Raw genomic sequence first — 23,440 nt, forward strand, 5'->3', positions numbered from 1 at the left:
TTGCACTCCCGAAGAGGCAGGCGCGTGTAGCGCCATCTATGGCAAGGCCGGGGTCATGGCGAAGCGGGCAACGGATACGTTCGACGAACCGGCGGGAGAGCGCGGCGCGCGCGCCATCGTGCAGCGCTCGGTGGCCGACCTGGTGCCCTACGCGCAGAACGCCCGCACCGATTCCGACGCCCAGGTGGCACAAATCGCCGGGTCGATCCGGGAATTCGGGTTCAACAACCCGGTGCTGGTGGATGGCGAGAATGGCATCATCGCGGGGCACGGCCGGGTGCTGGCGGCGCGCAAGCTGGGGCTGGAGCAGGTGCCGGTCATCGCACTGGCGCATCTCACCGAGGCGCAGAAGCGGGCCTACATCCTTGCGGACAACCGGCTGGCTGAGAATGCCGGATGGGACAAGGGCCTGCTCTCGCTGGAACTGGCGGACCTGTCCGAGTTGGGGATCGAGCTTGGAGACCTCGGCTTTGATGGGGCGGACCTCGACGCGCTGCTGCGGCATGGCGAGGCGGATACGAAGGAAGAAGAACCCCCCGAACCGCCCACCCATCCTGTCTCGCGTTCGGGTGATCTCTGGCTTCTCGGCAACCATCGGCTGCTCTGCGGGGATGCCACGGACAAGGCCGCGGTGAAACGCCTGCTGAACGGCGTCGAACCGCACCTGATGGTCACCGATCCGCCCTACGGCGTGGAGTATGACCCGACCTGGCGCAACGCCACAGGCGGAGCGAAGACGCAGCGTACCGGTAAGGTTCTGAACGACGACCGCGCCGACTGGCGCGAAGCCTGGGGGCTGTTTCCCGGTGACGTGGCTTTTGTCTGGCACGGGGCGCTGCACGCCTCGACTGTGGCCGAGAGCCTCACCGCCAGCGGTTTCGAGATCCGCTCGCAGATCATCTGGGCCAAGGAACGGCTGGTGCTCTCGCGCGGGCATTTTCACTGGCAGCACGAACCCGCCTGGTACGCGGTCCGGGGCAAGGCGCATTGGTCCGGCGACCGCAAGCAATCCACGCTCTGGCAGATCCCCAATCGCGACCAGGACGCCGCCACGGTGCATGGCACGCAGAAGCCGGTGGAGTGCATGCGCCGGCCGATCCTCAACAACGCCAGCCCCGGGCAGGCCATCTACGAGCCTTTCGCTGGATCGGGGACCACGCTGATCGCGGCAGAGAGCACCAAGCGCAGATGTCTAGCGATGGAACTGGATCCGACCTATGTCGATGTCTGTCTGATGCGGTGGAAGGCCTTCACCGGGCAGCAGGCGGTGCTCGACGGCGATGGGCACTGCTTTGCAGAGATCGCGTCCGAGCGCGAGGAGGCGGTTGCACGAGCCAGACCCGCGTCATGTCCGCCATGGAGGCCCTGATAAATGTCACCGTCGGCTGGGGTACGGCCCTGGCCCTGCAGTTGACCGTCTTCCCTCTGGTCGGTCTTCATGCCAGCCCCCGTCAGCATGCAGCCGTGAGTTGCGCCTTCTCGGCCTTGTCCTTCACCTGCATGTACCTCCTGCGCCGCATCTTTGTGAGGCTGGTCTGATGGGCCGCAAACACAAACCCAAACCCGGGACATTGGCACGGACCTCGCTGTCCGCGCTGCCGCGTTGTCCGCCGCATCTCGATGCGATAGCCCACAAGGAATGGCGGCGACTGGCGACCCCGATGTACGAGGCGGGCATCCTGACGCTGGCAGACCGGGCCGCGCTGGCGGCCTATTGCCAAGCCTATGCCCGCTAGGTCGAAGCCGAGGAACGGCTGAAGGAGACCCCGGCGTTGCTCAGAACGCCGAACGGTCATGTCCAGCAATCGCCCTGGCTGACGGTGGCCAACAAGCAGATGGAACTGATGGCGCGCTACATGTCGGAACTCGGGCTGACGCCTTCGGCGCGGACAAAACTAAGGCAAGACTCCGAAGCTCAGAAGCATGAGCCCGTCACCTTCGTCTGGCGCACGATCCTGGACCCCGGCGACGAAACCGAGACAATCGAGCACGTAAAGGCGCTGGAACTCCCGAACCGGGATGATTGAGCCGCCCGTTCGCTACACTAACCAATTGTTCCGATGTACAAAACTTCCAAGCGAAGGTTGCGCAGGTCTGTACATGGGGATCACGAGGATCATCGCCTACGAACGCGTCTCGACAGTCCGGCAGGGTCGCTCCGGTCTCGGGTTGGAGGCGCAGCGCAGCACTATTGACGCCTTCGCCACGTCCCGATCCGCCACGGTGCTGGCCCGCTTCACCGAGGTCGAAAGTGGGAAAAGAAACGACCGCCCCGAACTCGACAAGGCCCTCAATCTCGCCCGCCTGACCGGCGCTACCCTGGTCATCGTCAAGCTCGACCGCTTCAGCCGCAACGCCGCCTTCCTGCTGACCCTGCAGGGCAGCGGCGTCTCCTTCCTCGCCTGCGACATGCCCGAGGCCAACGACCTGACCGTCGGCACCATGGCCTTCGTCGCCCAGCAGGAGCGCGAGGCGATCTCCCGGCGTACCAAGGAAGCCCTGGCGGCAGCCAAGGCCCGTGGCGTGAAGCTCGGAAACCCCAACGGGGCCGCGGCGCTGCGACGGCCGATCCGACGAACCGGCTTTCCGTGACTGCTCCGGCGAGCCTGTTCAGCCATGAGGGTGCGGGGCATCAGATCAAGGTCAACAAGGCGGCTGCGGCCAATACCGCCTCCTTGCTGTTTCAGTCCGGGTTTTCCGGTCGCGCGGAAATCGGTCCGGCGGGATCCTTGAAGTATGAATGCGTCTACATGCACGTTTCGGAGACCGGCTCGCAGGCCAAAGCCGGCGCTAGCCGGTGGATCACCTTCTACAACCACCAGCGGCCCCACGCCGCCCATGGCGGACAGGCGCCCGCCGTGGTCTACTTCAACCAGATCGAAACCGACCAACAGGGGCAGAGAGTAGCTTAAATCACCCCGGAAACTGTCCAAGCGATGGGGAGTAGCTCATCTTGAGCAAAAGGGCCTCGTCCACTCGGTCAACGGATATGTGCGATGTCATTCTATCCTATTGTCTTATGGAATATTGACAGATTGTCATACGGAATCTAGCGTCTTCCTTGGTAGCTTACGAGGCTGCCGGGAGGAATGACGGGTACCGCACCCCGACGGCCCAACTGGTGATACGAGGACATGAGCGCTCTTGCAGCTAGCCAAATCGCGGCTGCAAGAAAGTGTTTGTCTGTCCTGCATCAACCTTTGAGACGCTGCTGGGCGCTGTCCTCTGAATGGGTGGACAAACATGCGTCCGGAGACTTCGCGGCCAAAGGTAAATCTTCAGATTGAGAAGGAATCGATCACTCTGCGTGGCCGAGTGGAGGAGAAGCTGCGCCTTGCGATCGTGTCAGGATACTTTGTGCCGGGGCAGCGGCTGGTCGAGCGCGAACTTTGTGAACTTATCGGAGTTGGAAGGACATCGGTCCGAGAGGCCATGCGGCAGCTCGAAGCTGAAGGTCTGATTCGGAGCGTTCCGCATCGTGGACCTATCGTTCAGGGGATAACCCCTGAAGAGGCGGTACAGCTCTATGCGCTCCGGGTCTTGCTTGAAGGGTATGCGGCGCGCTGCTGCGCGGAACGTGCTGACGATGAGGCGAAGCAGATTCTAAGCAATGCCGCCGCCGCTTTTGTCCACGCGGCCGAGAGAGAATCACATGAAAGCATGATGGCCGCCAAAGATGCCGTCTATGATTCTCTGTTGGACGGAGCCCGAAACCCGTTCGTCAAGCAAACCCTGACGGCGATGCAATACCGCATAAGCATGCTGCGGTTTGGATCATTCACCACACCAGGTCGGCTTGAAGAAAGTGTGAATGAAATCAAGCAAATCGTGGAAGCGATCCGTACTGGCGACGGAGACAAGGCAGAAGCCGTGTGCCGGAGGCACATCGAGCGCGCAGCGGCCCTGGCGCTGGCCGCGCTTAAAAATGAATCATGAAGACAAAATGATTGACAGTTTGTAATACAATATTGTAGCCAGACAACAGGGAGGACATTATGACTGAATTCAAGCGCATCGCCTTTATTGGCTTGGGCCAGATGGGCCTACATATGGCGAAGAACCTTGTTGCTGGGGGCTTTCCCGTAATTGGCTTTGATGCCTACGAGCAGGCTCGTGTGGCGGCGGCTGGTGAAGGCATTGAAGTCGTCTCCAGCTTGAACGAGGCAGTCGAAGGTGCCGATTGCATCATTACGATGCTTCCCAACGGAAAAATCGTACAGGACGCAGTTCTGGGCGGTGACGCCTTCCTCAAGGCGAACGCAGGAGCGGTCTTGCTTGAAATGAGCTCGTCTGCGCCGACCGACACTCGTGTGCTGTCCGACAAAGTTTCTCCACATCTGCGCGTTGTCGATGCTCCGGTTTCTGGTGGCGTCAAGCGCGCGGTCAGTGGCTCTCTGACCATCATGGCAGGCGGGGAGACTGAGGCGCTGAACCAGGCGATGCCGGTTTTGGACTGCCTGGCATCCAGCGTGTTCGCATGCGGCCCCGTTGGTGCGGGGCATGCCATGAAGTCGATCAACAATTTTGTTTCTGGTGCAGGGGTCATTGCCGCTGTCGAGGCCGTGACGCTGGGAACGGCGTTCGGACTGTCTGCCGATACGATCATTGATGTTCTGAATGCATCTTCGGGCAAGAACAACGCGACCGATGTGAAGATGAAACAGTTCGTTCTGAGCGGTACCTTCGCGTCCGGTTTCGCTCTTGGTCTGATGGCCAAAGATATCGGAATTGCAGCAGAGCTTGCCAACGATCTCGGTCTGAACCTTTCCGGACTGAAACAAACATCGACTGTTTGGAATGAGGCAGCAGAAGCGATCGGGAACGGCGCTGACCACACCCGGATCTATGAGTTTCTCGCAAAATCGTCTGTGTAATCCGCTTCCTTGCGGGCACTAAAACGAAAGGATCTACTCAATGACGATTACAAAAGATGGCGGAACGCGTGAACGCAGTGAGGCGTTTGAACGCGGCCTGAAGACACGCCGCGAGGTACTGGGTGACACCTATGTCGATGCATCGCTTGACAAGGCGACCGACTTTAGCTGGCCCATGCAGCAACTTGTGACTGAATACTGCTGGGATGAGATCTGGAACCGTCCGGGCCTGTCGCGCCGGGACCGTTCGATCCTGAACCTTGGAATGATTTCTGCCCTGAACCGGCAGCATGAACTGCGCACGCATGTTCGCGGTGCGCTGAACAATGGCCTCACCAAGGAAGAGATCACAGAGATATTCCTGCAGGTGGCCATCTATTGCGGCGTTCCCGCAGCCATCGACAGCTTCCGTAGTGCCCAGCAGGTGCTGGACGAAATCTCTGATTGAGCAATACCAAGGGAGGAACCTATGAAAATTGATCAAAATGCGTTTCTTGAAGCTGCACGTGCAGATTTCGAGTTCACGCGAGAAACCCGCTACCTGACAGGCGTTATTCGACTGGACTTTGGTGATGAATCCTGGGCACTGAGCTTTGCAAATGGCGCGCTTGCCGGCATCACAGATGGTGCCGAAGTTCCGGATTCTGAAGCCAACATCATTGTCGGTGGGACTGATGGACAATGGGGGGCATTGCTCGAATTGAAACCACGGCCCTTTTACCAGTGCATCCAGTCGGCAGCCGTCAAGCATGGAATGAAGATCAATGTGGCGAATGAGACCTTCGCTTATCTTCCTGCCCTGAATCGCATGACCACACTGCTCCGCAACGTCAAGCACGGGAAGGCCTAAGAGTATGACAAAACACGATCCAATCACTGGCCGCTACGTCTATTTGACTGTCGAAGGCATCGAATACCGCGTCTACTATGAGGAAGCGGGCGAAGGCATTCCGATCATAGTCGGGCATACTGCTGGTTCGGACGGGCGACAGTACCGTCACATGTTGTGCGATGAAGAGGTCACCAAGAACTATCGAGTGATTGCCTTCGATCTCCCTTACCACGGGAAGTCACTTCCGCCCTACGGTGTTCGTTGGTGGGAGCAGGAATACAATATGACCAAGGCTCGGATGATGGCGTTCCCGAACGCGCTTTCCGAGGCGCTTGGGCTCGACCGGCCCGTCTATATGGGATGTTCGATGGGTGGGCACTTGGCATGTGACCTTGCCTCGAACTTCCCGGACAATTATCGCGCGACGATCGCTGTTGAAGGTGCGCTTCGTTCAGCAGAAGAATACGTCAACGTGGGTATGGAAGGTATCCGTAAGGAATTTGACAATCCCAACGTAAACCGGACCTCTGTCGGTGCGGCGATGATGCTGAACATTTCACCCTATGCCCCTGAAGAAAACGTTCGCGAAATCCAGTGGGAATATAGTTGCGGCGGACCCGGAGTTTTCGCCGGTGATCTGTACTATTATTATTACGATCACAACATGTCCGAAGAGGAAGCGCGCGCGATCGATACCGACAAATGCATGCTCTACATGCTGACTGGTGAATACGATCCAAACACGGCTCCTAGCGACACTCAGGAACTCGCAGACCAGGTCCCCGGCGCGAAATACTGGGCAATGGAAAAGCTCGGCCACTTCCCCGTTACCGAGGACTACACGAAGTTTCGTGAATATCTTCTGCCAATCCTGGAAGAAATACAGGCGAAATCCTGATCAAAAGTATCAATGGGAGGAACTAGGAAATGAACTATACTAACGTTCTGAAAACGTTTGCCTCTGTTGGCATCTTATCAATTGCTGGTGGTACAGCCTTTGCTGAAGGCATCTCTGATCTACCCGCTGGTGAGCGGGCACATTACGAGATGGTCGATCCTCAAATTCCGCTGGGATCGTCGCCACTAGCCGACTTTGCTGCCAAGAATCCGCCGCCTTGGAAGATTGGCTATGCTTCGTCCTATGCCGGCAATACCTGGCGCGCATCGTCGCTGAAAGAAATCATGGATAATCTTTTGCCGGCGGCAAAAGAAGCGGGCCTTGTTTCGGAAGTCGTTGTGACGCAATCCGATCTGAAAGATGCAGTGCAGATCCAGCAGATGCGCCAAATGGTGGATGACGGCGTCGATGCTATCATCATCTGTTGCTCGAACGTGACGGCTCTGAACCCGACGATCGAATACGCCCACTCCAAAGGCGTGCCGGTTTTCTCGTTCTCTGGCTATGTGACCTCGCCCTACGCCATCAACGTGGCTGCGAACCACATGCAAGGCGGCTACGACATGGGCAAATGGCTGGCCGAAGAAATGGGCGGCAAGGGCAACGTTGTGCTCGTCTCGGGTATCCCCGGCTTTGCATCTTCTGACAGCTTCGATCTGGGTGCCAAGAAGGCCCTGGAAGAATACCCGGAGATTTCGATTATCGGTGAAATCGCCGGTAAATGGACGGATCAGGTCGCTCAAACGGAACTGCAGAAGTTCCTTGCGACCAACCCACGGCAAGTGGACGGCATCTTGACCCAGTCCGCGCAAGAGAATGGCGTTCTGAACGCGATGCTGCAATCGGGCCGTGACATGGTCCCGATCACCCTGGGCGGCGAAGCTTCAGCAGCCTGCTACTGGCGCAAGAACCCGGATTGGATCTCGCAGTCGTTCCATATCTGGCCGCCGGCGCGTGAAATGGGTCAGGCTTGGGACGTGATGCTGCGCACGCTGGGCGGCGAAGGTCCGAAGATTCAGACCATGCTTCGTCCGGTTCTGCCGTACACGATCGAGGACGTGAACGCTGCCCTTCCCGAGGATTGCGATCTGAACTCGACCGACTGGATCCAACCGACTGCCGATCAGTGGTGGCCTGACGACATCGCAAAGCAGTACTTCAACAATCCGAAGTGATGCTTCTTTGAACGATGGATCCCGGTCAATGCGACCGGGATCCTCTCTACCGACCCGGGCGGAAGGAAAAATCATGACGAGCCCCACATCTATTCAAGTTCGCGGGTTGTCCAAGCGGTTTGGTGAAACTCGTGCTCTGACGGACTGCAATTTTAATGCCTACCCGGGCGAGGTACATGCCATCGTCGGAGAGAACGGCAGCGGGAAAAGCACTCTGGCGAAGACCCTCTCCGGAGTTCTCATGCATGACACGGGCACCGTCGAGGTATTCGGCAGTCCAGTAACGTCTCCAATTGATGCGCGCGAACGCGGTATCGCTACCATCTTTCAGGAAGTCCTCGTTGCGGATGAAGCCAACGTCATCGACAACCTGTATGTCGGTTCAGACGGGCTGCTGTCGAACGGGAAGAGCTACGCTGAAAAGGTCCGTGAAGCGGACGAAATTCTACGTCGCTGCGTTGGCCATCCGATTGACCTTCGTGCGAACGTCGGGACACTGCCACTAAACATCAAACAGTGGATCGTGATCGCCCGCGCAATTTTGCGTCAGCCCAAAGTTTTGATTCTCGACGAGTCTTCGGCTGCTCTGGATCTTGGCGCGACGAACCGGCTGCATGCCGAGATTGAACGTCTACGCGATCAAGGCTGCACGGTTCTGATCGTGACGCACCGTATTGCCGAACTCGTACGCATTGCAGATCGCGCCACGATCTTGCGCGACGGCACGGCCGTTGGGGTGCTTGAGAAGCACGAGATCACCGAGGCGCGGCTGCTGGAACTGATGACACAGGCGGGCCGGACCCTGGCGGCTGCGCCGGTCGCTTTCAGTGATCCAAGTTTTGAAACTACTCCTCCCATCATCACGGCGCGCCAGCTTTGCGTGTCCTCGGACACTGCCCCTTTTGACTTCGAGTTGCAGCCTGGGATGATCGTTGGCCTTGCTGGTCTTGACGGCCAAGGACAAGACCAGTTCGCGCGGATCTTGGCAGGCATCGCCGCACCGGCATCGGGTCAAGTCATATGCCTTGATCAGGCTGAGCAACCGAAGCCGATTTCCGGACTCGACGACGCGTATGACCTACATGTCTCTTGGGTATCCGGGGACAGAAAACGGGAAGGCATCTTCCCACAGCGCAGCATCTTCGAGAACTTCGCGATGGGGATCTATCGCCGCAAGCTGGGATTTATGGGCAAAGTCGACAGGCGCCTCGGTCATCAGCTTTTTAAAAAGGAAATCGACAGGCTGAAGATCAAGACCGGTCCCATAAGCAACCGCATTACGTCCTTGTCTGGTGGCAACCAGCAAAAGGTACTGATTTCCCGAGCCTTTGCCGATGAACCGCGTGTGATCGTCTTGAACGATCCAGCACGGGGTGTCGATCTGGGAACCAAGCGCGATCTCTATCGAGAGTTGCAAGCCTTTGCCCGCAGTGGTGGATCGGTCGTCTACCTGTCTTCCGAAATCGAAGAGTTCCTGGGCTTCGCGCATCGCGTGGATGTCTTTGTCAATGGGTCGATCTTCCGCTCGCTAGAGGGCGCAATGATCGAGGAAGAAGCCATGCTGGCAGCCATGTTTGGTCAGCCGCTTGGCACTCACGTCGAAATCGCTTGAACCGAGGAACGCAAAGATGAACATTTCAAACAAGTTGCGCGGTCTTGGGTCTCTGACAGTTCCGACGGTCCTTTTCGTTGTACTTCTGTTGGTTGCCGCCGTTCAGGCTCCTCGGCTTTACAGCGTCTCCGGGATTGCGAACGCTATTCTCGTCTCGGCACCGCTGATCCTTGCGACGCTGAGCCTGACTCCCATTGTCATGGCGGGTCGGGGCGCAGTTGACCTGTCTGTCGGGCCGCTGATTGGTTTTCTGAATGTCACCTTGATTGCTTGGTTGTCGGGGAACGGGATCACCAATCCTATCCTCTTCTGCCTTTGGGCTCTGGTGGCCGGAGCTGCCTATCAAGGTATCCAAGCTTTGATCGTGATCTATGTGCGGATCTCACCGATCATTGTCGCTCTGTCCGGCTATCTGATCCTGACCGGGGTCAATCTCATGGTCATGAGCCGCCCGGGTGGGGTCGCCCCCGACTGGATGTACAGCTGGGCCGGCGGTGGAGAGCCGCAAATCTTCTCGCCGATCCTATGGCTGGTTATTGCTGCATTGTGCCTGTGGGGCCTTGTGACACGGACGGGCTTTCATCGCCAACTGCGTCTTGTCGGGGCCGATGAGCGAATGGCCTACACGGCAGGGGTCCGCGTCGATCTGATCCGGTTTTTGGCCTACGCACTCGGTGGGGTGTTCGCCGGATTTGCAGCGCTCAGCTACACTGCACTGATTTCGTCGGGTGATCCTACTCAAGGTTCAACCTACACGCTGCAAGCAGTGACGGCACTTGTTCTTGGCGGTGCAAGCCTGGCGGGAGGCCGAGGCGGGGCGACGGGGGCGGTTCTTGGTGCCCTGAATATGTTCCTGATCTCGTATTTGCTTGGATCCTTCAACTTTGGCTCCCTCTCGGGGTTCATCACCTCGCTGGCCTACGGCGCTATTCTGGCGATATCGCTCCTGATCAACGTCTTCGCCACCCAACCCAACTCCAAGGCTTGAAGAGGCTGACATGACCATGACAAACTCGCAAAGCGCGCATCAAACTTCCAAACTCAAACTACCGTTGGACCGATCCATATTGATCGGCTCGGGTCTGCTGGTTCTTCTGGTCCTTTTGGGCGGTCTGCTCGTTCCGGGGTTCATCTCAGTTCAGAACCTCAGGTCAATTCTGCTTCTTGCCGCCTTCCTTGGAATCGCCTCCCTTGGGCAAACCCTCTGTGCGCTGTTGGGTGCGCTTGACCTCTCGATCCCGTTCGTGATCGGGTCGGCGAATATCCTGCTGCCAAGCCTGCTGCTGTCTGGGCTCCCCCCTACCGTCGCGATCTTGGTCGTCATTGCGCTAGGTGCTTTGGTTGGCAGCTTGAATGGAACCCTGAGTTTCCGGCTTCAAGGCCAAGCGCTGATCATGTCCTTGGCCATCGGCTTTGCAACCGTTGGGGCGACGCAGATTTATACGTCGATCGGATCTGATTTCGGCGGGACCGTGTTCGCAAAAATTCCGGACTGGTTGCGCAATCTTGCAGCTTTTAACGGCAAGACCTTCGGCATCGCCATGCCGCCGGTCGTGTTCATCTGGGCCATCATTGCTGCGATCATGGTCTGGATCATGCGCAACACTTGGTTCGGGCTTGGCATTTACGCGCTTGGTGGAAGCCGGACGGCCGCACAGCGTCTGCGAATTTCGGAATTCAAGACCTGGGTGACGGTTCACGCCATCTCTGGTGCCATGTCGGCTGTCGCAGGAATGCTCCTTCTCGGCTTTTCGGGTGGCGGTTTCGTAGGGGTGGGCGATCCTTATCTTTTCACCACCGTTGCTGCAGTGGTTATCGGTGGAACCTCGCTGTTGGGAGGGGCAGGGGGCTACGGTGCCACAGTCCTGGGCGTGCTCGTGCTGACCGTGCTGACATCACTATTGGTTGGCCTTGGCCTCAGCTTCGCGTCTCAACAAGCTGTCATTGGCGCGCTGATTATTCCCATGGTGGCGATTTACGCTCGCGCCCCGCATATCCGAAATCAAATCTGAAAGGTCGGTCGAATGATCGCTTCTACACTTCTGAATCGTCTCTCGGACCCAAGCCTTGTGCGTGAACAAGCTTTGTTGGCGGGTGATTGGGTCGATGCCAAGTCTGGCGAACGGATCACGGTTCGCAATCCTTCAAACGGCGAGGTTCTGGCCGAAGTTGCGGACATGTCGCTGGACGAGGTCCGCGCGGCAATCACAGCTGCAGATGCTGCGCAGAAGCTCTGGGCCGAAGCAACCGGCAAGGAGCGCGCGGAAATTCTGCGCCGGTGGTACGACCTCGTGATGGCCAACCAGGAGGATCTGGCCATCATTCTGACCTCTGAAATGGGCAAGCCGATTTCAGAGGCCCGCGGCGAGATCGCCTATGGTGCAGGCTATATCGAGTGGTTCGGCGAAGAGGCCAAACGGATCTATGGTGACACCATCCCCGGCCACCATCGTGACAAACGTATCATCGTTCTGAAACAGCCTGTGGGTGTTGTGGCGGCCATTACGCCGTGGAACTTCCCGTCAGCGATGGTTGCTCGTAAGTTTGCGCCAGCGCTTGCTGCTGGCTGTTCGATGGTCTTCAAACCTGCTGCTGAAACCCCGCTCTCCGCTCTGGCGCTTGCCACCCTGGCTGAACGCGCAGGCCTGCCCAAGGGGTTGTTGAGTGTGCTTCCGACCTCGCAGTCGCGCGCGTTCGGCGAGGAGGTGTGTTCCAATCCGATCATCAAAAAACTGACCTTTACCGGATCGACAGAGGTCGGGCGCATTTTGATGGCGCAGGGCGCAAAGAAGATCCTCAAACTCAGCCTGGAACTGGGCGGCAACGCACCGTTCATCGTGTTTGATGACGCCGATTTGGACGCAGCCGTTCAAGGGGCACTGGTTTCGAAGTTCCGCAACAACGGACAAACCTGCGTCTGCGCGAACCGGATCTATGCCCAAGCGGGTATCTATGACCGGTTCGTCGAACAGCTCGGCGCTGCCGTCGCTTCGATGAAGGTTGGCGATGGTTTCGAGGACGGAACCGTGCTGGGGCCGCTCATCAGCGAAGACGCCAAGACAAAGCTTGATGACCACGTCGCAGACGCCCTGTCCAAAGGCGCTTCGGTTGTCACGGGGGCTGAACCGCATTCTCTTGGCGGCACATTCGTTCAGCCGACCGTCTTGAAGGATGTGACCGCTGACATGAAAGTCGCGCGTGAAGAGACCTTTGCGCCCCTGGCCCCGGTGTTCAAATTCGAGACCGCCGAAGAGGTCATCAAGCTTGCCAATGATACCGAGTTTGGTCTGGCCTCCTACTTCTATGCCAATGACCTCACCCAAGTTTGGAAAGTCGCCGAAGCTTTGGAATACGGCATGGTCGGGATCAACACAGGGCTGATTTCGACCGAGGTCGCGCCTTTCGGCGGGGTCAAACAGTCCGGTTTTGGCCGCGAGGGATCAAAGTACGGCCTCGATGACTTCCTGTCGATCAAATACCTCTGTCTTGGCGGCATCGCGTAACGCGATCTGACACTCCCTGTCCTGGCCGCTTGGCAGAGTAGAGCCCGGTCCGCACATCGTTGCGGACCGGGTTTTTCTTTGGAATTGGACCCATTCGTCCGCTGGTTTGATACAGACGTGTCCAGCAAAAAGGGGCACAGTGATGCGCCCCTTCCAACGTGACCCGCGACCGGCTTCAGGCCACGCGAGATGTGTCGTCTTTTCTCAAAGCCACTTCAACGATGTAGTGGCCGCTCTTCGAGACCCGAGACGGGTAGAGCGTGGTCATCTTGCCTTCGTGTGGGATCAGAACACGGCGGATGTCGTGGCCCACACCTTTCATCACCTCGTCACTGGCCATCACAAGGTTCGTCTGGCTTCCCAAAGCGTAGCCCACCGGCAGATACTCCGGATCATCGGGTTGGCCGCCATGCAGGTTTTCATGCCGGTATATCAAGTCGCCAGTATAGATGTAGACATCTTCACTCTCTGCGCGCTGATCGTTTCGGATTACCACGTATTGCGATCCGGCTGTATGCGTATCCTTGGCGAGCCGCACATCGATACCAGGCAAGAGGTTGTCCACATCCCCTGGAACACCGATCATCCGGCCTTCGCGAGCGAGCTGGACCGCGTAGATCATATCGCCCGTGTCGGTGGCCCGCATCAACCAGCGGAAACGGCGCTCCATCGCCATTGCTGAAACCCAGGATTCCAATTCGTGCTGCTGGATGTAGAATTTTGCATTCGGAAACAGCTCCAACCCGCCCATGTGATCGAAATGCGCGTGGGTCAGGATGCAGTGGGTGATATCTTCGGGAGCCAAGCCAACTTCCGCCAAAACCTGCGTCGGACTGATCCAGTCCGAGACGTTATAGCGCTTCACGAATTCCATCCCATGCGAGGCGGCGTTCATCCCGCAATCAAGCAGAATGTTCATCCCGTTTCCGCGCAGAAGTGTGTAGGCGTAGGGAAGTTTCTCGACGCCGACATTGTGTTGACCATAGACCAGCGAACTGGTCGGTGCATCTGGAACGTTGGCGTATTCCAGAATCCAAATCGAGTAAGCCGACATTTTCTCCTCCTTGATATCGCGCAGGATTGGTTAGTGCGGGGACGCCGCAATTTGCTGGTGCATCGCGCAGCAGGAATTGCGAAAATCGACGGTGTCAAAGCCTGGCAAGATGCGCGATGCGGCCTGCATCTCTCGCCAGGCGGCTTGCAGCATCGGCAACGGGTCGAGGGCAGCAACCAAGCCTTGGCGGCGATCTTCCAAAGCTGCCCATGCTTGGCAAAGCCGCTCCAAGGCAAGCGAGGCATGGTGATGGAAGTGGGCATCGGCCTTGCTGACATCGACGCTCGCCAGCAGGCAGACGGCTTCATCCCGCGCCTTCAGGCCAAGGTGAAGCGATTCATTGTCAAACCGGCTCTTGCATCCTACCAGTTCGGCTTCGACAAGCAGGCCCGCCAGGCGTGCGGCGCTTTCTTGCGTCCTCTCAAAGCACGGCACCATTGCATCGGTGTAAACCCGTAGTCGGTCGTTCTCGGGAAACAGGGTTTGGGGATCGGGCATGTCTGGCCTCAGACCTTTTCGGCCAAGATCATGTCGGACCCTTTTTCCGCGATCATGTAGGTTGTCGCGTTGGTGTTGGCCGAAGGCATGCATGGCATGATCGAAGCGTCGATCACCCGCAGATTTTGCAGTCCATGTACCTGAAGCTTATGGTTCACCACTGTGTCCGGATCTTCTGCCGGGCCCATGCGTGCCGTCCCGATCATGTGGTAAACAGTCGTGCCCTTCTGTCGTGCGAAATCCAGAAGTTCATCGTCGGTTTCCAGCGATTTTGCCGGCGACGTCTCGTCCACCACATACTTTTGCAGCGGACCTGCGCGGAACAGTTGTCGGGCAAGACGAATCCCGCCCAGCAGAGCTTTGACATCCTCCGGGTGGGTCAAATAGTTCGGCTGGATGATCGGGCGTTCAAAGGGATCGCGGCTGCGGATTTCAGTATAGCCCAGACTTTCTGGCCGTTCTTGCCAGACGCCAAGCGTCAGACCTGGTTGCTTGTCCAGTAGGCCCACCACGCCTTCGCGGAAACTGGCAGGCGCACAGGCGAATTCAAGGTCGGGCCGATCCAGTGCCGGATCCGATTTCGCAAATATATGAACCACCGACGGGCTGATCGCCAGCGGGCTTGGCAATCCGACCAGCCACCGCAGGATCTGCACCAGAAGTGCGGGCCCCTGCACCATCTCGTTGATGGTGCGGATGCCCGCGACCCGGGACACCATGCGGACTGCATAGTGATCGCGCAAGTTTCGACCTACTCCGGGCAGATCGTGCAGCACGGGGATGCCGTGACGCTTCAGCAAGTCTGCCGGACCGATCCCAGATAGTTGCAGGATCTTTGGCGAGTTCAATGCACCTGCTGACAAGATGACTTCGCGGCGTGCGTTTACTTGAACGGTCGCACCGCCTTTCCCGCCCTTGATGTACTCGACACCAACGGCTTTCAGACCGTCAAACAGGACGCGGCTGGTGTGGGCATTGGTGCGAACAGAGACGTTCTTGCGTTTGCGGGCCGTGTAGAGAAATGCCTTGGCGGAACTGAAGCGCCAGCCATTCTTCATCGTGCGTTGGAAGAAGCCGGCTCCTTCTTGGGACGCGCCGTTGTGGTCCGGGTTTTTCGGGATGCCAATCGCTTCGGCGGCGGCGATCAGGGCATCGCTGACGGGGTGGTGCCAGTCCAGATCGGTAATCGGAAGTTCGCCTGACTTACCGCGGTATTTGGGATCACCCGTGCCGATCTTCGTTTCCGACCGTTTGAAATAGGGCAGCACATCTGCATAAGACCAGCCCGGATTCCCGGCAGCCGCCCAGTTGTCGTAATCGATGGCTTGACCTCGGACGTAGTTCAAACCGTTGATCGAGCTTGACCCGCCGAGGACCCGGCCTTGGGGCAAGGAAAAGCTGCGGCCACCAACCCCGGGGCCTGGCTCTGACATGAAATTCCATGTCAGCGTCTTGGAATACAAGTTTTTGATGTAGCCCGCCGGGATATGGATCATCGGGTTCCAGTCTCTCGGCCCGGCCTCCAAAATGCAGACGGAATGTCCGGCTGCACTGAGCCGATTTGCAAGTACACAACCGGCCGTTCCAGCCCCCACGATTACGTAATCAAACGTATCCGCGCTTCCAGAATTGGACATCTCTCCCCCCCCCCATCTCTTCCAAGGCAGGGAGAACGCTAGCACAATAATATTGTCATACAAGTAGATTTTTAGTGAGTTGGCTGGGTATCCGTCGTCGCCCGCAGTGCCAAGAATTGAACCAACTTACGGCCCTGTGGTGGCAGTTCGGCCGCGTCTTTGCAGCAAATCTTCAGGTGCCTTTCTGCCCAAGAGTCCGCGAGGGGAACTACTGCCAGTCTGAGGAACCTGCGAAAGAAATCGGCTGAGGATAGAGGCACAATTGCTACTCCAATCCCCCTTTCAACCATGCGACAGACACCGTCAAAGCCGCGAAGACGCATCCGGAAGCGCATTCGGCGTCCCAAGTGAGCTGCAGTTTCCGCCAAAAAAGCTTGCATCGCCGCTTCTTCGTGGAGACCGATGAAGTCCTGGTCCAACACTTCAGAAAATTCGATAGAACCACGCCCGGCCAAGGCGTGTGACGGCGTACAAATCAGGACCAGTCTGTCCGAGCCGATTGAGAAAGACTCCAGGCCCTCGGGGATTGTCCCCGTTGCAAGGACGCCAATATCGGCAATGCCTTCCAGCAACGCCTGAATGATCTCCTCGCTGAGATGCTCTTGCAGGTCGATGTTGACGGCCGGGTGATCCAACAGGAAGGCGGCCAGAATATCGGGCAGCATCCCCGTCTCTGCATTGGTGTTGGTAAACAACCTGACGTGCCCTTTAAGGCCAAATGCAAATTCATCCAACTCGCCTTTCATCCGCGCGAATTGGCGGTCGATGGTGCGGGCATGATGCAAGAGGGCGTGCCCTGCTTCAGTCACCCTGACCCCAATACGTTGGCGCTCTAGAAGGGGTACGCCAAGTTCTGCCTCCATTCCGGAGATCCGGGCGCTTGCAGCGCTGAGAGCGATGTTGCTGCGCTCCGCACCTGCGGTGATGCTGCCTGCTTCTGCGACCTGAATGAACAGGCGCAAGTCGGTTATGTCAAAGCGCATGGCGTCGTTCCTTCGCGTTTTAAGAAGGCTGCTATCGAAACAAAAGCATGGTCTGAGAACTGGATGCTGTCTATGCGAACGTCATACCGGAGGGATGAAAGCCATGGACATGTCACAAAATCACTTGAAAGATTGGATCGGCTGCACGGAAACACGTGAAGATCGCATCACGGCGTTTCCGATGGCCGCGCTGTCTGCGACCTTGGATATGCCTTCCGATCTTCCGAAGGATGGGACGGCACTCCCCCCCCTTTGGCATTGGATCTATTTCTTGCCGCTCTATCGCCAGTCCGAAGTAGGTCCGGATGGTCATGCGCAGCGTGGTGGGTTTCTGCCTCCTGTGCCACTGCCGCGCCGGATGTGGGCTGGCGGGCGCTTCAAGTTCAACACTCCCCTGCGTGCCGGTGACGATGTGCGGCGTGTGTCGACCATTGAAAATGTCACTGAAAAATCAGGCCGAACGGGCAATCTGGTCTTCGTTCTTGTGCGCCACGAAATCTTCGGACCAGAGGGTCTTGCCCTCACGGAAGAGCATGACATCGTCTATCGCGACATGCCGCAGCCGAATGCCCCGGCTCCGGCGCCCGTTGCCCCTCCGGCTGATCCGGTGTGGACGAAGACCATTGTTCCGGATGATGTTCTCTTGTTTCGCTACTCTGCGCTCACCTTCAACGGCCACCGGATCCACTATGACCGACGCTACGTGACCGAAGTCGAAGGCTATCCGGGCCTGATTGTGCACGGACCATTGATGGCCACGCTTCTTGCCGAGCTTGCGCGGTCCAGTCGGCCAGAACAGGACATGCTTGAATTCTCGTTCAAGGCTGTTGCGCCGGTGTTCGACATCGCGCCGTTCCGCGTCTGCGGAAAACCGAATGAGGCCGATTCCGATGAGCTGATCCTGTGGGTCGAAACCTCTGCGGGCAACGTTGCCATCGAAGCTCGCGCCCGCATGCGCAACCGCTGAACAGCAAAGTCAGGACCACATCATGAACGAACAGATATTGGCTGCCCTTGAGGCGCGGCCCGGAGCTGTGCGGCCGCTGGATGGCATCACAGTCGTCTCCCTTGAACATGCGATCGCAGCCCCGTTTGCGACGCGTCAGCTTGCCGACCTGGGCGCCCGTGTCATTAAAGTTGAACGGCCTGGCAGCGGTGACTTTGCACGCGGATACGACAAACGGGTTGATGGCCTTGCCTCTCACTTCGTCTGGACCAATCGGTCCAAGGAAAGCGTTGCGTTGGACGTCAAGAACCCAAAAGCAGGCAAGCTGTTGCTTGATCTGGTTCAGAACGCTGATGTGCTGGTTCAGAATCTTGCGCCCGGCGCAGCAGCGCGCCTTGGATTGTCAGAAGAGGCACTGCGTGAAAAATGCCCTCGCCTGATCATCTGCGACATCTCCGGCTACGGCGCGTCGGGGCCACATAGGGACCGGAAAGCATACGATTTGTTGATCCAAAGCGAGGCAGGCTTCCTGTCGGTTACGGGTACGCCCGAAGAGCGGGTGAAAGCCTCGATCTCTTTGGCTGATATCTGCGCCGGGATGTACGCGTATTCCGGGATCCTCTCGGCACTGCTTTTGCGCGAAAAGACCGGCAAGGGTAGCCATATCGATCTGTCGATGTTGGAGTCTTTGGCGGAATGGATGAGCTATCCGCTGTACTATGCCTACAAGGGCGCCCCGCCACCCCCTCGCACAGGGGCGAGCCATGCAACGATCTTCCCCTATGGCCTATTCGGCTGCGGCGACGGGCGCAGCGTCATGTTCGGCCTGCAAAATGAGCGCGAGTGGGCGACCTTTTGCTTGGAAGTCCTGCAGCGAGAGCATCTTGTGGTGGACCCCCGCTTCAACTCGAATGTTCAGCGCGTCCAAAACAGGATGGAACTGACAGCAGAAATCGAAGCGGCCTTTTCTGATGACACCGCAGAGGGCGTTGTGGCGAAGCTGGACGCTGCAGGGATCGCAAATGCAACTGTCCGCGATATGGCAGATGTCTGGTCGCATCCGCAACTTGAAGCCCGCGATCGCTGGACCGAAGTCGAGTCGCCGGTGGGCCCGATCCCTGCGCTGATCCCACCAGCCCAGTTGGATGGGGTTGAGCCTCGCATGGATGCGGTGCCGGCCCTGGGCGAGCATACCGCCAAAGTGCTGCGCGAACTTGGTGCTTCGGAAGCAGATATCGCAGAGCTTTGTGGGGGAGACCTCAAATGACGGCAGCGCAAACGCAAGATCCGCCACGGGTCCGCTCTTGGCTGTTCACCCCCGCAAATCGCCCGGGGCGGCTCGCTTCTGCGGCCGATTGCGGCGCGGACGTGATCATAGTCGATCTTGAAGACGCGGTCGCCGCTGATCAAAAGGATATGGCGCGCAACGAGGCCATGGCCTGGCTCTCCAAACCACTTCCACAGCCGGTTCTGCGAGCTCTGAGAATCAACAGCCTCGACAGTCGGGAAGGACTGGCGGATCTTGCGGATCTGTTGGATACGGCTGCGCAACCTGATTTTGTCATCCTGCCCAAGGCTGACTCGGTCGGGCAGATGCAAATGCTGGATCGTCTGTTTACCCGTCACGTGAAGACAGCCCGACTGGTTGCGTTGGTCGAGTCGGTCGCAGGTCTGGCCAAGTGCGAAGCACTTGCCCAGTGCAATACGCGAATGTTTGCCCTGATGATCGGCGCAGCCGATATGGCCTCCGATCTTGGGATATCAGTGAACTGGAATGGCCTCGCCTATGCAAGGTCACGCATTGCAGCAGCGGCGGCTGGAGCAGGTATCATCGCACTGGATTCCCCGTACTTTATCCTCAATGATGAGGCAGGACACCGTCAGGAACTTAGTCGTTCCATGGACCTGGGCTACTCTGCAAAGGCGGCCATTCATCCGCGCCAGATCGACCTCATCAATGTGGCCCTATCTCCTACATCCGCAGAAATCGAAGACGCCGAGACAATCGTAGCCTTGGCGCGCGAAGGGGTCGGCGTCTTCAAGGGGCGCATGGTCGATGAAGCAATGGCCCGTCGCGCCCGTCGCATACTCGCGAGCGCAGCCGAACGGCGATGATGCGCCCGAAAAGGTACATAATCGAGTCGCTTTACTTAGTTTGCATATTATTGTATTACAATCATATGGAGCGACTCGACAAGAGGGAACATCGCCGTGGACGGAAACACTCCGGAACCGACCTACTCGTGCATTGTGCGCCAAGGGCCAAATCATGGGCCATCTCCCTTACCTCAAGAGGGGCAATGGACTGAAGTCAGGCATGCATCTCAAATCAGCGGTTTGACCCACGGATGCGGCACCTGCGCGCCTCACATGGGGGCCTGTAAGCTGACACTGAATGTGAAGAAGGGTATCATCCACGAGGCCCTGATCGAGAACATCGGTTGTTCCGGAATGACACACGCGGCGGCGATGGCGGCAGAAATTCTGCCGAACAAAACGCTGACCGAAGCATTGAATACCGATCTCGTGTGTGACGCTATCAACAAGGCCATGCGCGAGCTCTTCCTGCAATTGAGCTATGGCAGATCGCAAAGTTCGTTTTCTGACGGCGGACTTCCGGTTGGTGCGGCTTGGGAAGATCTTGGCTCCGGCGCGTGCAGCCAAGTCGGAACGTCGTACGGCACGTCAGAGCAGGGTGTTCGCTATCTCGATACCACCGAAGGCCACGTTCTGCGGATGGGCTTGGACGAGAACGACGAAGTCATCGGATACGAATTTGTCAACGTTGGCAAGATGATGTCGGAAATCGCTGCAGGAGCCTCGGCGGATGAGGCCTTGGCTGCAGCTATTGGAACCTATGGCCGATTTGAAGAGGCGACAAGGTTCATCGATCCGCGCCGCAGTTCACAGCATTCCGACCAGATCACCGAGAAAGGCGTCACTTGCAATGGTTGAGATCGAGGGATTTGAACGCCGCCGTGACTCTGTGCAGGCAGCATTGGCAGCAAGCGGTTTGTCTACCCTCCAGGACGCCGACGAGCTTCTGAAGGATTGCAACATCAACACGGCGGAGCTTGTTCGCAAGATTCAGCCCATCTGCTTCGAGAACGCATGCTGGGCTTATGTCCTTGGCGGCGCGATTGCGGTCGCCCGAGGCGTAACAGACGCCGCAGAAATCGCCGAAACCATTGGCGAAGGACTGCAAGCTTTCTGCGTTCCCGGCTCTGTAGCCGATCACCGCAAGATTGGCATTGGGCACGGTAGCCTTGCCGCGCGGTTGCTGTCGGAAAAGACCCGTTGCTTTGCCTTCGTGGCCGGTCATGAATCCTTTGCTGCGGCTGAGGGGGCTATTGGAATCGCGAATTCTGCCAACCGTGTGCGCAAAACGCGGCTTCAGGTCATCCTGAACGGTCTTGGGAAAGACGCTGGGTACATCATTTCGCGGATCAATGGTTTTACTTACGTCCATACCGAATGGGACCACGCGAAGCGGGAACTCAACATTCTGGGCGAGAAGCGCTTTACCCAAGGCCCGCGCGCCGAGATCCTTTGCTTCGGTGCTGATGAGGTTGAAGAAGGCGTGGCAATCATGATTCACAATCAGGTCGATGTGTCGATTACCGGCAACGCCACGAACATGTCACGCTTCCAGCATCCCGTAACCGGTACCTACAAACGCTGGTGCATCCAAAACGGCCGCGATTTCTTCGCCGTGGCGTCGGGCGGTGGAACCGGTCGGACTGTGAACCCTGATGAGAACGGGGCCGGGCCCGCGTCTTATGGTCTGACCGATACGGTTGGCCGCATGTATGCGGATGCTCAGTTTGCGGGGTCGTCCTCCGTGCCTGCTCATGTGGATATGATGGGTTTTGTGGGCATGGGGAATAACCCGATGGTCGGGGCGACGGTGTCCCTCGCGGTGGCGATATGCCAGGCAGCGCGGTGAGGCTTACGTGAAACTCGACGACCGCATCAAGAAAGCCAGCACTCTGCCGGCTTTTCCGGAAATGCTGGGCATAGAGCTCTTGGAGATCACCGCTGAACGGGTCGTCGGACAGATGCTGGTGACGGACAAGCTGGCCAACCGAAACGGTGTGCTACACGGCGGAGCGCTTATAAGCCTTGCCGATACACTGGGGGGGACAGGCGCAGTCATGAACCTGCCTCCTGGAAAGACAACCACGACGATAGAGAGCAAGACGAACTTCTTGCGAGCCATCCCGCTGGGCCAGACCGCAACAGGTACTGCGGTCTGCTTGCACCCGGGACGCACGACCAGTCTTTGGCAAACGACGATCTCGCGCCCTGACGGCAAGGCAGCAGCAATCGTCCTGCAAACGCAGCTTGTCATCGACTGGCGTGCCGAAGGCTGAACCACCGTCGGAGGGACATCAAGCAGCTTGGGACGGCATCCCACTAAGCGCGGCTTTTGCAGCGTTCTGAATGTGCAGCCTGCATGCATTGCCAGCAGCAACCCCGTCGCCTGACTGAATGGCAGCAACGATCCCGCGCAACTCCTGCAGGCTATGCGCCAGCCGCCCCGGTTGCGACATGGAGGTCATCCGAAGAAGAGCGATGCGATTGTAAAGCGACTCAAGCGTCTGGCCGACAAACACGTTCCCACAGCCCTCAAGAAGGAGTTGGTAGAACCCTGCCTTTGCTTCCAGCAGCTCTCCCGAGGTGCCAGATGCGGCGATCTGCTCGAATTCCGAGAGTGCCGCTCCCAGCTTTGTTTTCAACTCTTCGGAACCAGTGAGGGCAAACTGTTCGCCTGCATAGCCTTCCAGAAGAGCCCGAAGTTCGTAGAGTTGTTGTGCTTCTTGCTTATCCATGACTGCAACAGTCGGCCCCTTATGGGGAACAACGTTGATCAATCCTTCGGCCTCGAGATGACGCAGTGCTTCGCGGACCGAGGTACGGCTGACATCCAGAAGCTCGCATAGCTCCCGTTCGACCAGGCGTTGGCCGGGGACGAAGTGGCCTTCACGGATCGCCGCCCTAATCTTATCCTCGACCTGTCCACGCAATGTCGAGTTACGCTTGGAAACTTTGAAATCCATCTCGGTCATTTAAGCTGCCTCCTCTTCGCCATACAGAATTATACACTTAGTTTTGTATGATGAGAAGATGTTCATACAAAGTGCCGCTAAGTCATGTTGACAATTGGCGGATCCAAAGCCTGATCGACGTGATGTCTATGAAGCCGAGGAAGCTCTCCGCAGTCTTGTCGTAACGGGTGGCGACACGGCGGGAGTTTTCCAGTTCGTTGAAGCACCGCTCGACCAGGTTGCGCAGCCGTTATGACCTGCGCCCCGCTGGTCCCTCATTCATAACGAGAGTCTGCAGGTCGGATTTGGGTATTCCGGTTTCCCGTCTGGCGCAAGCGCGCCGGGCGCGGAGCCCTCAAATTGCTCAAGCGCTCGGCGCG

24 protein-coding genes and 3 pseudogenes are annotated in these 23,440 nt (G+C 58.0%); 21 read left to right on the forward strand and 6 right to left on the reverse strand.

Annotated features, from left to right (window positions below):
• Positions 1–55 precede the first annotated feature (55 nt).
• The 15 genes and pseudogenes from G9Q80_RS12100 to G9Q80_RS12170 all read left to right on the forward strand — a co-directional run bounded on the left by G9Q80_RS12100 (position 56) and on the right by G9Q80_RS12170 (position 12,894).
• Positions 56–1,369, forward strand: coding sequence for a site-specific DNA-methyltransferase (locus tag G9Q80_RS12100; protein WP_088716019.1), 1,314 nt, complete (start codon positions 56–58; stop codon positions 1,367–1,369).
• A complete protein-coding gene (locus G9Q80_RS12105) occupies positions 1,348–1,539 on the forward strand; it encodes a DUF7220 family protein (protein ID WP_088716018.1) in 192 nt (63 codons plus the stop codon). The genes G9Q80_RS12100 and G9Q80_RS12105 overlap by 22 nt, the downstream gene beginning before the upstream one ends.
• Positions 1,539–2,027, forward strand: a pseudogene (locus tag G9Q80_RS12110) (phage terminase small subunit P27 family). The gene G9Q80_RS12105 and the pseudogene G9Q80_RS12110 overlap by 1 nt, the downstream one beginning before the upstream one ends.
• Before the next feature lie 73 nt (positions 2,028–2,100).
• A complete protein-coding gene (locus G9Q80_RS12115) occupies positions 2,101–2,592 on the forward strand; it encodes a recombinase family protein (RefSeq protein WP_232788256.1) in 492 nt (163 codons plus the stop codon).
• Between the two features lie 134 nt (positions 2,593–2,726).
• A pseudogene (locus tag G9Q80_RS28210) lies at positions 2,727–2,912 on the forward strand (integrase core domain-containing protein); the annotation flags it as partial.
• Positions 2,913–3,243: 331 nt separating this feature from the next.
• Positions 3,244–3,936, forward strand: a complete 693-nt coding sequence (locus G9Q80_RS12125) for a GntR family transcriptional regulator (protein ID WP_088716017.1) — start codon at positions 3,244–3,246, stop codon at positions 3,934–3,936.
• 59 nt (positions 3,937–3,995) lie between these two features.
• A complete protein-coding gene (locus tag G9Q80_RS12130) occupies positions 3,996–4,874 on the forward strand; it encodes an NAD(P)-dependent oxidoreductase (RefSeq protein WP_088716016.1) in 879 nt (292 codons plus the stop codon).
• A gap of 40 nt (positions 4,875–4,914) precedes the next feature.
• Positions 4,915–5,322, forward strand: a complete 408-nt coding sequence (locus G9Q80_RS12135) for a carboxymuconolactone decarboxylase family protein (protein WP_184757196.1) — start codon at positions 4,915–4,917, stop codon at positions 5,320–5,322.
• 21 nt (positions 5,323–5,343) lie between these two features.
• Positions 5,344–5,724: a hypothetical protein gene (locus G9Q80_RS12140; protein ID WP_088716015.1), complete on the forward strand. Its 381-nt coding sequence runs from the start codon at positions 5,344–5,346 to the stop codon at positions 5,722–5,724.
• Between the two features lie 4 nt (positions 5,725–5,728).
• Positions 5,729–6,604 carry an alpha/beta fold hydrolase gene (locus tag G9Q80_RS12145; RefSeq protein ID WP_043147089.1) on the forward strand — a complete coding sequence of 292 codons (876 nt, stop codon included), beginning with the start codon at positions 5,729–5,731 and terminating at the stop codon, positions 6,602–6,604.
• A gap of 29 nt (positions 6,605–6,633) precedes the next feature.
• Complete coding sequence (locus tag G9Q80_RS12150; RefSeq protein WP_043147088.1) at positions 6,634–7,779, forward strand: ABC transporter substrate-binding protein; 1,146 nt, start codon at positions 6,634–6,636, stop codon at positions 7,777–7,779.
• 73 nt (positions 7,780–7,852) lie between these two features.
• A complete protein-coding gene (locus G9Q80_RS12155) occupies positions 7,853–9,391 on the forward strand; it encodes a sugar ABC transporter ATP-binding protein (RefSeq protein WP_088716014.1) in 1,539 nt (512 codons plus the stop codon).
• 16 nt (positions 9,392–9,407) lie between these two features.
• A complete protein-coding gene (locus G9Q80_RS12160) occupies positions 9,408–10,379 on the forward strand; it encodes an ABC transporter permease (RefSeq protein WP_088716013.1) in 972 nt (323 codons plus the stop codon).
• A 10-nt stretch (positions 10,380–10,389) separates the two neighbouring features.
• Positions 10,390–11,403, forward strand: coding sequence for an ABC transporter permease (locus G9Q80_RS12165; protein ID WP_088716012.1), 1,014 nt, complete (start codon positions 10,390–10,392; stop codon positions 11,401–11,403).
• 12 nt (positions 11,404–11,415) lie between these two features.
• Positions 11,416–12,894 carry an NAD-dependent succinate-semialdehyde dehydrogenase gene (locus tag G9Q80_RS12170; RefSeq protein WP_088716011.1) on the forward strand — a complete coding sequence of 493 codons (1,479 nt, stop codon included), beginning with the start codon at positions 11,416–11,418 and terminating at the stop codon, positions 12,892–12,894.
• Between the two features lie 175 nt (positions 12,895–13,069).
• Here the strand turns inward: G9Q80_RS12170 and G9Q80_RS12175 are convergent, their stop codons facing one another.
• The 4 genes from G9Q80_RS12175 to G9Q80_RS12190 all read right to left on the reverse strand — a co-directional run bounded on the left by G9Q80_RS12175 (position 13,070) and on the right by G9Q80_RS12190 (position 17,066).
• Complete coding sequence (locus G9Q80_RS12175; RefSeq protein ID WP_198550001.1) at positions 13,070–13,948, reverse strand: N-acyl homoserine lactonase family protein; 879 nt, start codon at positions 13,946–13,948, stop codon at positions 13,070–13,072.
• A 30-nt stretch (positions 13,949–13,978) separates the two neighbouring features.
• Entirely contained in the window at positions 13,979–14,446 is a 468-nt protein-coding gene (locus G9Q80_RS12180) for a hypothetical protein (protein ID WP_088716010.1), read from the reverse strand.
• An 8-nt stretch (positions 14,447–14,454) separates the two neighbouring features.
• Positions 14,455–16,083 carry a GMC family oxidoreductase gene (locus G9Q80_RS12185; RefSeq protein WP_088716009.1) on the reverse strand — a complete coding sequence of 543 codons (1,629 nt, stop codon included), beginning with the start codon at positions 16,081–16,083 and terminating at the stop codon, positions 14,455–14,457.
• 71 nt (positions 16,084–16,154) lie between these two features.
• Entirely contained in the window at positions 16,155–17,066 is a 912-nt protein-coding gene (locus G9Q80_RS12190) for a LysR family transcriptional regulator (protein WP_069211038.1), read from the reverse strand.
• A 94-nt stretch (positions 17,067–17,160) separates the two neighbouring features.
• Between G9Q80_RS12190 and G9Q80_RS12195 the strand changes: the two genes are divergently transcribed.
• The 6 genes from G9Q80_RS12195 (at position 17,161) to G9Q80_RS12220 (ending at position 22,385) form a co-directional block, all read left to right on the forward strand.
• A complete protein-coding gene (locus G9Q80_RS12195) occupies positions 17,161–18,033 on the forward strand; it encodes an HTD2 family dehydratase (RefSeq protein ID WP_088716008.1) in 873 nt (290 codons plus the stop codon).
• A gap of 22 nt (positions 18,034–18,055) precedes the next feature.
• Positions 18,056–19,279, forward strand: coding sequence for a CaiB/BaiF CoA transferase family protein (locus G9Q80_RS12200; RefSeq protein ID WP_088716007.1), 1,224 nt, complete (start codon positions 18,056–18,058; stop codon positions 19,277–19,279).
• Positions 19,276–20,127: an aldolase/citrate lyase family protein gene (locus tag G9Q80_RS12205; protein ID WP_088716006.1), complete on the forward strand. Its 852-nt coding sequence runs from the start codon at positions 19,276–19,278 to the stop codon at positions 20,125–20,127. The genes G9Q80_RS12200 and G9Q80_RS12205 overlap by 4 nt, the downstream gene beginning before the upstream one ends.
• A 282-nt stretch (positions 20,128–20,409) precedes the next feature.
• The gene (locus G9Q80_RS12210) at positions 20,410–20,967 is read left to right on the forward strand and encodes a hypothetical protein (RefSeq protein ID WP_232788255.1); all 558 of its coding nucleotides are present in this window, start codon (positions 20,410–20,412) and stop codon (positions 20,965–20,967) included.
• The gene (locus tag G9Q80_RS12215; protein ID WP_088716004.1) at positions 20,960–21,958 is read left to right on the forward strand and encodes a GGGtGRT protein; all 999 of its coding nucleotides are present in this window, start codon (positions 20,960–20,962) and stop codon (positions 21,956–21,958) included. Before G9Q80_RS12210 ends, G9Q80_RS12215 begins: the two co-directional genes overlap by 8 nt.
• A gap of 7 nt (positions 21,959–21,965) precedes the next feature.
• Complete coding sequence (locus tag G9Q80_RS12220) at positions 21,966–22,385, forward strand: PaaI family thioesterase (protein WP_232788254.1); 420 nt, start codon at positions 21,966–21,968, stop codon at positions 22,383–22,385.
• 18 nt (positions 22,386–22,403) lie between these two features.
• Here the strand turns inward: G9Q80_RS12220 and G9Q80_RS12225 are convergent, their stop codons facing one another.
• Entirely contained in the window at positions 22,404–23,081 is a 678-nt protein-coding gene (locus tag G9Q80_RS12225; protein WP_088716003.1) for a GntR family transcriptional regulator, read from the reverse strand.
• An 82-nt stretch (positions 23,082–23,163) separates the two neighbouring features.
• Positions 23,164–23,307: pseudogene (locus G9Q80_RS12230) on the reverse strand (IS5/IS1182 family transposase); the annotation flags it as partial.
• Positions 23,308–23,440: the final 133 nt, after the last annotated feature.

This window comes from Mameliella sp. LZ-28 (assembly GCF_012274245.1).
GTDB lineage: Bacteria > Pseudomonadota > Alphaproteobacteria > Rhodobacterales > Rhodobacteraceae > Antarctobacter > Antarctobacter albus.